Source organism: Tenacibaculum adriaticum (assembly GCF_008124875.1).
GTDB lineage: Bacteria > Bacteroidota > Bacteroidia > Flavobacteriales > Flavobacteriaceae > Polaribacter > Polaribacter adriaticus.
This window is the reverse complement of record NZ_VNIA01000003.1, coordinates 505,063-518,628: the sequence shown is the minus strand read 5'-3', so window position 1 is coordinate 518,628 and position 13,566 is coordinate 505,063. Positions and strand designations below refer to the sequence as shown.

The window sequence follows — 13,566 nt, the reverse complement described above, 5'->3', positions numbered from 1 at the left end:
TTTTGACATATTCAACTTAATGCGTTTATTATTTCAAATGAATCTAATGCCTTGCTAAATGGCACTACTCTATAAATTGAAGCTGACTCTAATCTTGTCGGATCTAATTCATCTTCTGGAATAAAATCCTTTTTAAATGAAACTGAATCATCTAACATCATTGACCAAGTTGCACCACCTGTAAGAAACACTTGAAAATTATCCTGTTTTATTCTTTCTAGTAATTGATTACTTGAAAAAGGAAATAGTGTTCTTACATAGAAGTCTTTTATTATTTCACCAGGCTTATAATCATTAACGTAAGGACCTATTACATCGAATTGGTACTTATTATGACAAAGAGCAAATTTTAAACCATTTCGTGGAAAAGATGAGCGTACTTCAATTTTTTTATTATTATCCAGTATGACTATATCAATCTGTTTTTTAGCTTCAGTAAAATCAGTAGATGAACAGCCAATCTTATGATGACTAATAAAATCTAACCAAACAAATTCTGCTAGTAAACCGGATATAGAGTTTTTAATAATTGTTGATTTTGCCCTTGAACTTTTGCCATAATTTGCTGCACCAGGATTAACCTTTTCAGCTAAAACCATACCTTGTTTAACTAAATTATCTATAATTTGTTTGTCTTTTGAATCGGTTTGATAATTAAAAACATATTTAGCAACTTCAAATGGGATATTCCTAGAAGTTGCCGAGTCATATTGAATACAATCTATTATGTTTTTATACTTTTTCATATTTTAAAGAAGAGGATTGTTTAATCAAATCTTTACTTTGATAATTAGTGACTAAAACTTCTCTAAAAGTCTTATTTGAATTGTCGTGATAACTTATATAATTACTTTTTACCTCGTAACAATAGTAATCATTGCACCATTCTAAAAACCTTTCATTTACTCTCCCTTTATAGTGAGTTACATTAGAAATAGCAAAATTTACACCTTTTTCATCCAAATATAAAAGCATATCCAATAACTTATTTTCTTCATCTTCATTCCATAGTTTATTATACTCACTAAATGTGATTAAGTATGGTGGGTCAAGGTATATGAAATCATTTTCTTTGAAAGTCAAACTATTAAAGAAGTCTATAAAATCAAGATTACTAAATAAGGTGTTTTTTTTGCTTATTAAGTTGAAATAATCGTTTAAGGCATTTTGAGTATTTTTATTGAAATCAACATTACCAACAGGTAAATTAAACAGCCCCTTTGAATTGAAACGTAACATTCTATTAAAACCGAAAATTAATAAAATATACAAGTGTAAAATTGTAGAAGCTTTACCTGAATTATAGTCATTCTTTAACTTATTATATCCTTCTTTATTAAATTTAGCATAATACGTTTTCTTATATTTATCTTTAATAGTTTTAGGTACAATATCTTTTATATATGAATGTGATAAATTGTATTCTTGAATAATTTCGAAAACGTTTTGAAAAAACAATTCGGGATTTTTTGATTGCTCTTTCAAGAAGTTATGAATGTTTATAACATTAGAATCTATATCATTCAATAAATATTCATTAGCTTTTATATTTAGAAATACAGAACCACCTCCTGTGAATGGCTCAATAAAGCGATTTATATTGCTTGGAAAATACTTGCTAATTTTTGGGTATAATTTATACTTATCACCCACATAAAATAATGGTGAACGAAATATTTTGTTTTTATCTATCATATTTTTTGGTAAGGAATAAAAATTCTTTGTGATTATTGAACTCTGTTTTACCAGTATTAAAAAACTGATGAGATTGCTCAAATACTTTTGTTTCACCTACTTTTTCTAGAATTTCAACTATTTCCTCAAACTTAATTTTATTAGCAGATGATTTACTTTTAGATTTATAGGTGTTATTGTAAGAAACAGCTAAATACTTTACATCAAGGTTTGTAATTAAGTCCTTAAATGCTTCTTTAGCCTTAACAGTACAATATTTACTCATATTTTCAGGTTCAGGTTTTAGAGCGACACCATAAAGTTTAGGTTTTTTCCATTGAATTAAATTTTCATAAATATGATAAAACCTACTGTATTGTCTAGAATTATATGGCGGATCAATATAAGCTATATCACCCTTAACTTTTTTAGCTAAAATATTAGCGTCCTCTTGATAAATTTTAGCACCATTAAAGTCAAAAGTTTGAATTAATTTAAAGTTTAAGGGTTTTGCAGCGATAGGCTTTTTTATGTAAGCATCAAAATGCCCTACAGTATTTGCTAATCTATCAATAGTATAAATAAGAGACGTTAATAGGATAGCATATTCTCTATAATTAATAAAATCTTTTTTTCTTTTATTCTCTATATCTTGACGAATATATCCTATTATTTTTGAAATATTCTTTTCATAAAACTTACCTCCAAAATTTTTCGAAAAATAATTTTCTCTTACAGAAGTGGCTTTAAGAGAATTATATTTGTTTACTATTTCAACCAGTTTTTGAGAATCCCAATTAGAAGTACTGTAAAAAGCCTCATATGTTATATTGTTTGAATATAAAATATCATTTAAAATTACAACGTCATACATTTCCATTGCTGATTTAGCAACAATAGAAGTGCCAGCAAATATATCAATGAAAGTATTACGTCCTTTTGTCTCCTTTTTTAAGATGTCAATTATCCAATCAGTTAATTTTGCTTTATTACCTATATATCTTCTGCTTTGAAGTTCAAATTTTTCTAGATTTTTATAGCTATTAAAAAGTTCAGAACCTAGTTTTATTTTTTTTTCTGCCAAATTAAACCCTTCAATACCTAAATCTTCATTTTGAATCTCTGAAATTATTTTATCACTAATCAAATGTTTAATCAATTCTTCTTCACTATAATTATAAAAACTAGCAAGACTTTGAACTTGATTTTTGGTAGGTAATCTTTTGCCTGTCTCAATCCTGCTTAATATTGTAAAATTTATAGAAGTCTCTTCTGCTACCTCTTGAAGATGAAAACCCTTTGTTTCACGAATTTCTTTTAATGTGCTGCCGATTGAAACTAATGTGTCCAACATAATTTGACGTTTTTTGACAAATCTAAAAAATATATCCATAGTAAAGAATAAAGATTGAATAAGTTTAGCGTTTTTATTTTCTATCTAAATAGTAGTGTTAGGAAAATGAGGAAAGTGAGGGAAATAATACTAAACTTCCGCTGTTCCCTCGTTTTCCTCACTTTCTTCTTTTGATGGGTTGTAGTAGTTGCCTTGAGACTCTCTTAACAAAAAGTTGGTTTTGCAAAGATTTGTGATATATCGTTCAGCTGTTTTTTGAGTAATATCTAATTTAGATGCATAGCTGATATAATCTTGTGTAGAAAAACGCAATGGTAAACTATCTATAAACTGTTCTTTTTTGTTCTTGTAGTTTATAGCAGTTTTATCAACCGGTAAACTAGAATACACTTTACTACTATGTTTAATTAAGGCTTTTACGATAGTTAATGTAGATTGAAAATCTTCATCAGAACAGTACAAAGGATTTGAAACATCGCCTGTTTCTAGTATCCTTAAAACAGTTAAAATCATACTAATTCTAAACGCTATTATACCCATTCTTTTAATTGAAGAATTGTATTCTAAAGGGTTTACGTTTAGATAGTATAGATTAATTTTTGAAAAAAATTGATTAAATACTTCTTGCTGTTCCTCTGTATATGAAAACTGAATTTCAGTATTTGTGATTAGTTGTCTGTATAACTCATAAAATTCATTACCTAATTGATCATAATACTCATTTAAGCCTTTTTTAGTGTTAATAGCAAAAACGTTCTTCCAAGTCGTACTTGTTGGCATTTGATAAAACATAAAGCGACTAAACAAACCATTTTCAGCATTTGGCATTAACGCCAAAACTTGTTTTGGTGTTCCTGTTAATGCACACGATAAACAAGGCTCTTCAATCTCTACATATTCTCTATCTGTTCTACGAAAATATTTTATGGTTTCGTGATGAAAGGCATTTCTAAAACCATCGGAATAATCGCCATAATCTGTTTTAAAGTTTTTTGCTAATGTATCTGCTTCGGTTTCAAAAATTAGTCCTCTACCTTTACTATCATACAATAATTGAAACATACCTGTTGAACTGTTATTTGCTGGTATAAATAACATTCTAATAGGTGGTTTTTGAGGTTTCTTTAAGTTTTCATCTTTCGCCTTATTCTTGTTGTATTGCGCTAATTCTGCATCATATTCCGCTTCCATTAGTTTAGCTTCCTCACGCATTGTTTTGTGAATTTTATAAACCAATCTTTTACAAAATTTTAACTTACCTTTTCCTGAAGCTGCTGCCGCTGTTACAAACAAGTACAAATTAGAATATACTTTATCGCCATCATAGATACCGTATATTTTAGGTAAACAAGCACTTATAGCTGTTATTGCACCTAATATCATAATATCCTTTTCCTGGTCTGTTTTTGTATACTTAACTACTTGTTGAAGGAATTGCGGAAGTTGAGGAATTAAGGAATTTGAGAATGTTGGACTATCTGAATAATCTTCTGAATTGGTTTCTTCTTTTCGTATTAATATTTCTTCTTCAATAGGTTCTTTGTATGGCTTTATATTATTTTGATGTGCCATATAGTAAAACGTAGAAATACTTATACCTGTACCTTTTGCTTTTAGACAGTTGGTGTATTGTTTATCGCATTCTTGATAGTTGTAGTTTATATAAAATCTGCTTATTCTGTGATAGTAATCTCTTCCAGCTTCTCCATATTCTTCTGAAATTGCAAAACCTAAATTTCGCCAAGTTTCATAATTACCTGTAATATCTGTTGCTGTTTTCTCTATTTCCGATATATAGGCTTCAATATCATTGCTTATTGAATTATTGTGTTTTATTGGAATTGGTTTTTCTTCGTCTAATTTTATACTGACTTCGAAAATATCTGCATTTGAATTAATAAAACAGTCTTCGTCATAAGACATAAAACATAAGCGACAAATATCACTCCCAGAGGTATCAATACCTATATTCAATGCTTGTTCATAATAGGCCACAACTTGGTTGTAGGCTTCTTTGTGATGCTCTTTAGTAGAACTAACTTTTACAATAATTTTTAAACCTTTACCACTAGGACTAATAAATGACGCATAAGTGTAAGGTGCTAAACGTGTGATTTGTTTAACCTCTTTTAATTGAGATTTTGAAAGTTTATCAATATCCAAAATTACATATTGGCTATATGTATCTATTTTATCTATACTTCTACCTTTACTAAAAGTACCTGATACTGTAAACGCCTGTAATTGCTTTTTTAATTGGTCTGCTTCCTTTTTATTGTCATTGGATATTAGATTTCTTATATCGCTTATTTTGGCTTTATAAGTACCTGATTTAATAGCGTTAAGGATTTTTTCTAAAGGCTTATCCTCAACCTTATAAATGAAGTCGTTAAAGACTGATACGGCAACTTGCATAACTTTAAGATTTAGGGATTAGTAATTATTTCTTTTTGTTGTGAATGCTTTACGATAGTTATTGTCTAATAACTTTTGCACGTCACTCATACGATAATAGATTTTTGAACCTATTTGAGAAAATGAAATAACACCTTCATCCCTCCAAGTTTGCGCTGTACGTTTGCTAATATTCATTAGCTGAAGAAATTCTTGATTGTCTAAAAAAGTGTCTTGAGGCTTCTTTTGTTTTTCCTCTAATTGTTTGTTTAAATCGTCTAAACGATTAACTAACTCTTTGTACTGTTGGGTGCTTAAAATGATTGCTTCCATTACGATATATTTTTAAAATTATACCGCAATATTGCCCTTAACATAGGTAGCTATAGGGTCACCCTTATAATACCCTTATAACAGGTGTATTTTAATGTATTGGATTGTTTTTAATGTACTGTAATGCTTCCTTTTTGTACTTCTCTGATGTTGTAGATGCATCCAATTCTGACTTCAATTCTAAATTTATTTTATCGGCAAAAACATTGCATAAGGTTGATAAACCAATATTCGGAATTATCATTTTTTCTCTTAATGCTTCAATCACACCCCTTAATGCACCTTTTTTTCTTGGTGTTAAAATACTAGTGCCATTTAGCGTTATACTTAAATCTTCAAGTAACTGTAAAATATAATCTTGTTTGTTAGTTTGTGGTATAAGGGTAGAAAAATCTTTTTTTAATTCTTTTACTGTTGTTTTAGTTGTAGATGTGATACCGCTTTTAAAATCATTTAAGGCATTTATTGCAGCTTCCTTAAATACTTCAAAATGATTTGCATAATGTTTCCAAACGTGCAATGCGTATTTAGATAAATAGGTTTCTTCTTTGTATTCCATATAATTTGGAAACCAATAGGTATCGTGATATAGTCGTTTAAATGCTTCTGCTCTTTTTTCTGGTGTATGGGTTTTAAATTGATTTACTGATAATGTGAGGTATTTATTAATTTCAAAGTCGTTTAATGGCTTGATTCTTTCATATAAGGATTTTAAAAACTCATTGTATAAGTCGCCAGAAATGAAATTATCAAAATACATAGGGTCAAAAGTGTATTTTTCCCATTCATCATCAAGTTTACGTTTGTATTCTACTGCTTCTATTGCTAAACGTTTTTCTAATTCTTCAACAATAAAAACATCTGTAGGCTCGTCGTTTTGGTAGTTGGCGTAATTCATTTGAATTGGTTGAGGCTCTATTTTCTCTTTTGGTTTATCGAAATGTTCTTTTAGAGATTCACATATTGATTTAAAATGATTTAAATTTTCAAAGCCTTTTATTTCGTGCTGAAAAAAGCCATCGTGATACTCAATCATTAAATTATTTAAGTAGATAACTTTAGTCTTTTTTGGGTCTGCTACTTTAGAAAATCCACCTACATTGAAAATAGTTAACTTATTGTCTATCTCTTTAATGAAATGTTGGACTTTAAGTTTATCCTCATCACTTAAATACAAGTATTCCAAATTATGGTCAAATTGATTAATAGCATCTTTTATGTCCTCGTCTTTTACTTCAAACATAAAATCCAAAGATTTCATTTTAAAAGCTGAATAAATTTCATTTAACAGTAGATCTCTTGAGCTGTCTGTTGAATTTGTTTCTATGTATTGAACAATTTCAAAAAATGACATTTCATTTTTTAAAATAGAATCTATCAGTTCTTTAACTTTCATACTTTAATTGATGTATTTATCTACTGCATTATCCAACTCACTACTAATAATTTTGGCATACACTTGAGTAATGCCAATATCTGAATGGTCCATAAGTTTAGAAACGTGTTCTATACGCATACCATTATTTAATGCTCTTGTCGCAAATGTATGTCGGCTAATATGAAAGGATAAATTAAAGGGTAATTCTAATTCTTCTCCCATTCTGCTCAAATACATATTACTTAATGAAATTGCTCTATTGGTTATTAAACTTCTATGTCCTCTGTCTTTAAAATATAACTCATCAACTTTTGCAAATGGAAAAATTATATCGTTTTGCTTTTGGTCTTGGGTTCTGTATTTCTCTAAAATATCAACCGCTTTTTGACCTATCCTAATACTATGCTGTCTTTTCGTTTTTCTTATCGTCTTTGTAATTCTGTGATTTTTGCTATCGTAATGCTTCCATTGTAATTCGATAACATCTCCAAAACGTAACCCACCAGAAAAAACAGAAAAGATAAACATATCTTTAATAACTTGTGCTTTATGCTCTTGCGGAACATCTAAATTTATAAAGGCTTCAAACTGTTCTTCGTTTAAATAACGCTTTGTAGTCTTATTTTTCTTTACTTTAAACTTGGTAAAGGGTACAAGCTCATTGGATATTAAATCTTCTTTTTTAGCTTCTCTAAACATTAAGTTTAGGATTCTAAACGCATAATTTATAGTAGTGTTATTGTTACCTAATTTAGAACTGCAATGTGATGCATAATCTTTTAAGGTTGTAGCTGTAATATCATCAAACATTATTTCACGGTGTCCAACAAACCTTTCAAATTTTTCTATGTTGTTTTTATAACTTCTGTAAGTAGATAGCGTAACAGTATCTTTTAACTTCTCGCATCTATCATAGGCGAACTCAAAAAAGTTAATTAAGGGTTTACCCTTAATGGCTTCTTTTATTCTTCTTGCTGATGTAGATTGATTTCTTCTTTCAAGGTCTGCAATCTCGCCTTCTGCATCTGCTATCTTTCGAGAAATGTATGCGTTTAACCTTGTTGAAGATTTATGATTCTTCTTTACTTTTTGCTTATCTTCATCCCATTCATTAGGCTGTAATTTTACACTTAATGAAATGAATTTAGTTTTTCTGTTTTTGATTACTCGTAAATAAAGAGGTGCAAGTCCAGCTTTATCTATCTTGTTGTTTCTTAATACTACTTTAATTGAAGACATAAAACCCTGATTAATAGGCGGTGCAAATGGGTGCAACGCAATACGAAGGTACAACAATAGGTACAACAAACCTAACTTTTGGTAGCATTTTATTGCATTATTTTGCATTAGCTAAAAATACAAAACCCTTATAAATAAAGGGTTTAAAGGCAATTTAATAAAAATGAGTGATAGTACTATATAACAATGTATAACCACAATTACGGCGGATTCGACTACGTCCGAATCCACTCGGAATTGCTAACGTCAGTTCTTAATCGAAAATTATTAACTTTAAAACCGTAACTGACGGTTATACGAGACCGTTAATGCAAAATCTTAAACAACAATTCTTTTAAAATATCTTCGTGAGATTGATTAGCGCCAACCCCTTTGCTTTTTACATCGGCTTCCCGTAACAAACCTATAATTTGCGATACTTTTCGCATGGGGTAATTTCGCGCTCCAGTTACATAATCGTCCACAAAATATGGGTTTACCCCTAATGCTTTTGCTACAGAGCCTTTCGACTTGTCTTTTAAACCATGAAACATCAATAATTGAGTAAAAAAACTATTCAGTAAAGAAATGGTCATTACCAACGGGTTGTTCTTCGGATTTTGCGCAAAATAGTTAATAATTCTGTTGGCTTTTACTACATTCTTCTCTCCTATTGCTTTTCGTAACTCAAAGTTGTTAAAGTCTTTAGAAATACCAATGTTTTCTTCGATATGCGAAGCATTAATAATGGTTTCTGCAGGCAACACTGTAGTTAACTTATCTAGCTCATTACTAATTTTACTTAGATCGGTTCCTAAAAACTCTACTAATAATTGCGAAGCTTTGGGCTCAATATTATATTTTTTTCCGCTTAACACACGACGAATCCAATCTGCTACTTGATTTTCATACAGTTTTTTACTCTCGTAAATCAGTCCGTTTTTCGCAATAGCTTTGTAGGCTTTTTTACGTTTATCAAGTTTTTTATACTTGTAGTTAACAACCAGAACCGTGGTTGGTTGCGGATTTTCGGCATAACTTTCTAACTTCTCTATCGTACGACTTAGATCTTGCGCTTCTTTTACAATGAGCACTTGCCTTTCGGCCATCATCGGATATCTTTTTGCCGACGAAATAATTTCATCAATAGAAACATCTCTTCCATACATCACTACTTGATTAAACCCTTTTTCAGATTCATCTAGCACGTTTTCTTCAATATAATTGGAGATTTTATCAATATAATACGGTTCATCCCCCATTAAAAAATAAATAGGTTTAATGTTTCCACTTTTTATATCTGCTACTATGTTATTTATTTCGTTCATATTTCTTTATTCGTCATTACGAGGATTATTAAAATTAAAATATATTTTAATTGAAAATACCCAAACTTAGTTTGTGACGAAGTAATCCTTATACAGAGATTGCTTCGCTATGCTCGCAATGACGGTTAATTTTAATATCTTTGAATAATGCAAAAACTCAATCTTCCTGCGTATCCTTTCAAGCTCAAAAGTAACGAAAAACATACGCTTATTTTTGGTGAAATACGAAAAAAATATGTGGTGTTAACACCAGAAGAATGGGTACGACAACATTTTGTACAGTTTTTAATTCAAGAAAAAAACTATCCTACTTCCTTAATTGCTGTAGAAAAACAACTTATCGTTAACAACTTAAAAAAGCGAAGTGATATTTTAGTGTTTTCTTCTAATGGATTACCAAATATTATTGTAGAGTGTAAGGCTCCACATATAAAAATTACACAAGATACTTTTGACCAGATTGCGCGTTATAATTTAAAACTCAACGCTAATTTTTTAATTGTAACTAACGGTTTACAACACTTTTTTTGCAAACTAGATATCGAAAATGAAACGTATATCTTTTTAGAAGAAATTCCATCTTATAAATAAAAAATGTCCTTGTGAAAAAGTGCAACGACCTACGTAATTTTTTTACTCGATAGACAGATCACTTCACTTCGTACCTACGTTCGTAATGGCGGAAGAAAATATTTTTCTATTACTTCTTATAAAAGTGAAAAGTTATAATGAGTTCTCAACTGCACTCGACTTGAGAACATCTTTAAATTAAGTTTTTTTTAATCAAAAATCTACATTAAAACCGTAAGTTTGCGGTCTTGAAAACAGCAATCGTCATATTAAACTGGAACGGGAAAAAACTACTAGAAGAGTTTTTACCGTCTATCGTAAAGCACAATTCCGATACTGCAGAAATCTATGTAGCAGACAATGCTTCAACAGATAATTCTATTGCTTTTCTTAAAGAACATTTTCCGACCGTAAAAATTGTTGTAAACCCAGAAAATGGTGGTTATGCAAAAGGGTATAATGACGCTTTGCAACATATTGATGCAGATATTTATTGTTTGATAAATTCTGACATTGAAGTTACTCACAACTGGCTTCCGCCAATTCTGAACGTTTTTAAAGAAAACCCGAATACTGCAATTATTCAACCAAAATTGTTAGATTTTAAAGACAAAACAAAGTTTGAATATGCTGGTGCTGGTGGTGGTTTTGTTGATTTCTTCGGATATCCGTATTGCCGCGGACGTGTTTTTAATCATTTAGAAACCGACGAAGGTCAGTTTAACGATATAACAGATATTTTTTGGGCATCGGGTGCTTGTTTTTTCATTAGAAGTGACGTTTTTCATCAATTAGGTGGTTTTGATGAAGATTATTTTGCACATCAAGAAGAGATTGATTTGTGTTGGCGAGCTCATAATGAAGGGCATAATGTAAAATATGTAGGAACCTCAACGGTTTATCATGTGGGTGGAGCAACATTGCAAGAAACAAATCCGCATAAAACCTATTTAAACTTTAGAAACAGCTTACTCACTGTTTTAAAAAATGTACCAAGTAGATACTTATTTCAAACAGTATTTTCTCGCCTAGTTTTAGATGGTATTGCAGGAATTAAGTTCTTTTTAGAACTACGACCTATACATACATGGTCTATCTTAAAAGCACATTTAAGTTTTTATAAAAACCTGTTTAAGTTTATAAAAAAACGACGTGCTTTACAACGAAAACCAGATTACAACAAACACACTTCTGTAGTTTGGCAGTATTTTGTTTTAGGTAGAAAAAAGTTTGAAGATTTACGTTAATTCTTCCTTGTCTTTATAAATATACAATAGCAAAAAGAAAACGGCTACTCCGCCAAAGGTATGCCACAACCAGTGTGTTCCCATAGGTAAAATCATCAACTTATTATCGAGTGTTCTAAAAGCAATTGCTAATCCGAAGAACAAAATTCCGTAAAGAATAAATTGTACATTCTTCCAATTCGTTTTATAAGCATACCAAACAAACGGAGTTAATACTGTAATTGCTGTAAGTACATATCCGAAGGAAATTCTGAATCCTTCTGGCAAGGGAATTCTTCTTGGGAAAATAGACAAAAACAACAACCCTAAAAACAATAAAATTCGTTGCCACCATTTCTTTTTAACTTTAGTGATGAAGTAGAAGATTCCTCCTAAACAAACAATCATAATTGGTAACCAATCGAGTACCAACCAAAATTCATGACTTCGCGTACCATGAAACATCGTACCACCAATCCAACTAATAAAAATTACAGGAATAGCAAATAAGAAAAACGGATGCTGTTTTGGATTCTTATAAATTTTTCTTCCGAAATACATTAAAATCAGAATAAAAATAAGATTGCTAAACGTATTAAAAGGCTCAACAGGTAAGCGTCCTTGTATCGTTTCTTGATAAATAGGTCCGCTATCGTTTGGGAATTTTATATTTAAAAGATTATAAAACATCTAAACTTCCTTTACCTTCTCTAATTACAACTGGCTCATCATCCGTTAAATCAATTACTGTAGATGCCTGATTATCTCCGTAACCACCATCAATAACTACATCTACGATATTTTGCCATTTTTCAAATATCAATTCAGGATCTGTTGTATATTCAATCACCTCATCTTCATCGTGAATAGATGTCGACACAATTGGATTTCCTAGCTTTTCCACTATCGCACGGGCAATATTATTATCAGGAACACGAATACCTACTGTTTTTCTTTTTTTAAAGGCCTTAGGCAAATTATTACTTCCAGGTAATACAAATGTATACGGACCTGGTAAAGCTCTTTTTAAAATCTTATAGGTTGCTGTATCAATTTGCTTTACATAATCTGACAAATGACTTAAGTCATTACAAACAAACGAGAAATTTGCCTTATCGAGTTTTACCCCTCTAATTTTAGCCACTTTTTCCATCGCCTTCGAATTTGTAATGTCACATCCTAAACCATAAACCGTATCTGTAGGATAAATGACCAATCCTCCATTTTGCAACACCTTTACCACTTTTTCGATCTCCTTTGAATTCGGATTTTCATTGTATATTTTAATGAATTGCGCCATTTTAATCTTTTTAGAATTTAGTTAAAAGTAAAAACTTCCAACTTGTAAAACAAATTGGAAGCTTTAATAAAAAATTATTTTTTTGAAAGACTATTCTTTATCAATAAGTCTAAAACCTTCTCCATGAATATTCAAAATCTCAACCTCTTCATCTAATTTTAAATATTTACGCAATTTAGCAATATACACATCCATACTTCTTGATGTAAAATAATTATCATCTCTCCATATTTTTGTTAACGCTAATTCACGTGGCATTAAATCATTTTTATGAATTGTTAACATACGTAATAATTTACTTTCTTTTGGAGATAATTTTTGAGGCTCTCCTCCATCATATGATAAATGACGTAACTTTGAGTTAAATGAAAATTTCCCTATGGTAAATTCAAACTGGTCATCATCTGTAGACTTTTCACTCTCTTTACGTTGTAAAATTGCTTTTATTTTATGTAGTAACACTTCAGAATCGAAAGGCTTATTTAAATAATCATCTGCTCCTGCTTGATATCCTTTTAAAACATCCTCCTTCATTGTTTTTGCTGTTAAAAAAATAATCGGCACCTGTTTATTGGTAACACGAATATCTTGTGCTAAAGAAAAACCATCTTTACGAGGCATCATAACATCTAAAATGCACAAATCATAATCGGCATTTTTAAACATAATTAAACCTTCGACACCGTCTTTAGCATGTGTTACATTATAATCGTTTAATGCTAAATAATCTTTTAGAACTGTTCCGAAGTTTGGATCGTCCTCTACTAATAGTATTTTTTTACTTCCCATTT

Annotated in this window: 13 protein-coding genes; 2 read left to right on the top strand and 11 right to left on the bottom strand. The window is 30.2% G+C overall.

Features of this window, described 5'->3' with window-relative positions; all coding sequences use genetic code 11:
• Positions 1–11: 11 nt before the first annotated feature.
• The 8 genes from C7447_RS11380 to holA all read right to left on the bottom strand — a co-directional run bounded on the left by C7447_RS11380 (position 12) and on the right by holA (position 9,679).
• Positions 12–746, bottom strand: a complete 735-nt coding sequence (locus C7447_RS11380; protein WP_148870626.1) for a hypothetical protein — start codon at positions 744–746, stop codon at positions 12–14.
• Entirely contained in the window at positions 733–1,695 is a 963-nt protein-coding gene (locus tag C7447_RS11375) for a DNA adenine methylase (RefSeq protein ID WP_148870625.1), read from the bottom strand. The genes C7447_RS11380 and C7447_RS11375 overlap by 14 nt, the downstream gene beginning before the upstream one ends.
• Complete coding sequence (locus tag C7447_RS11370; protein ID WP_211354918.1) at positions 1,685–3,028, bottom strand: DNA adenine methylase; 1,344 nt, start codon at positions 3,026–3,028, stop codon at positions 1,685–1,687. The genes C7447_RS11375 and C7447_RS11370 overlap by 11 nt, the downstream gene beginning before the upstream one ends.
• 129 nt (positions 3,029–3,157) lie before the next feature.
• Positions 3,158–5,443 (bottom strand): DUF3987 domain-containing protein, encoded by a 2,286-nt coding sequence (locus C7447_RS11365; RefSeq protein ID WP_148870624.1) that lies wholly within the window; start codon positions 5,441–5,443, stop codon positions 3,158–3,160.
• An 18-nt stretch (positions 5,444–5,461) separates the two neighbouring features.
• Positions 5,462–5,755, bottom strand: a complete 294-nt coding sequence (locus C7447_RS11360) for a helix-turn-helix domain-containing protein (protein WP_148870623.1) — start codon at positions 5,753–5,755, stop codon at positions 5,462–5,464.
• A 91-nt stretch (positions 5,756–5,846) separates the two neighbouring features.
• Positions 5,847–7,151 carry a hypothetical protein gene (locus C7447_RS11355; protein ID WP_148870622.1) on the bottom strand — a complete coding sequence of 435 codons (1,305 nt, stop codon included), beginning with the start codon at positions 7,149–7,151 and terminating at the stop codon, positions 5,847–5,849.
• Between the two features lie 3 nt (positions 7,152–7,154).
• Complete coding sequence (locus tag C7447_RS11350) at positions 7,155–8,372, bottom strand: site-specific integrase (protein ID WP_148870621.1); 1,218 nt, start codon at positions 8,370–8,372, stop codon at positions 7,155–7,157.
• 305 nt (positions 8,373–8,677) lie between these two features.
• Complete coding sequence (gene holA, locus C7447_RS11345; protein WP_148870620.1) at positions 8,678–9,679, bottom strand: DNA polymerase III subunit delta; 1,002 nt, start codon at positions 9,677–9,679, stop codon at positions 8,678–8,680.
• A 147-nt stretch (positions 9,680–9,826) separates the two neighbouring features.
• Between holA and C7447_RS11340 the strand changes: the two genes are divergently transcribed.
• Entirely contained in the window at positions 9,827–10,270 is a 444-nt protein-coding gene (locus C7447_RS11340; RefSeq protein ID WP_148870619.1) for a type I restriction enzyme HsdR N-terminal domain-containing protein, read from the top strand.
• A 227-nt stretch (positions 10,271–10,497) separates the two neighbouring features.
• Positions 10,498–11,496: a glycosyltransferase family 2 protein gene (locus tag C7447_RS11335; protein ID WP_148870618.1), complete on the top strand. Its 999-nt coding sequence runs from the start codon at positions 10,498–10,500 to the stop codon at positions 11,494–11,496.
• Here the strand turns inward: C7447_RS11335 and C7447_RS11330 are convergent.
• The 3 genes from C7447_RS11330 to C7447_RS11320 form a co-directional block, all read right to left on the bottom strand.
• Positions 11,488–12,165: a ceramidase domain-containing protein gene (locus tag C7447_RS11330; protein WP_148870617.1), complete on the bottom strand. Its 678-nt coding sequence runs from the start codon at positions 12,163–12,165 to the stop codon at positions 11,488–11,490. The two genes, C7447_RS11335 and C7447_RS11330, sit on opposite strands and share 9 nt — an antisense overlap.
• Entirely contained in the window at positions 12,155–12,775 is a 621-nt protein-coding gene (locus tag C7447_RS11325; protein ID WP_148870616.1) for an L-threonylcarbamoyladenylate synthase, read from the bottom strand. The genes C7447_RS11330 and C7447_RS11325 overlap by 11 nt, the downstream gene beginning before the upstream one ends.
• A 90-nt stretch (positions 12,776–12,865) precedes the next feature.
• Positions 12,866–13,564, bottom strand: a complete 699-nt coding sequence (locus C7447_RS11320) for a response regulator transcription factor (protein ID WP_148870615.1) — start codon at positions 13,562–13,564, stop codon at positions 12,866–12,868.
• Positions 13,565–13,566 lie beyond the last annotated feature (2 nt).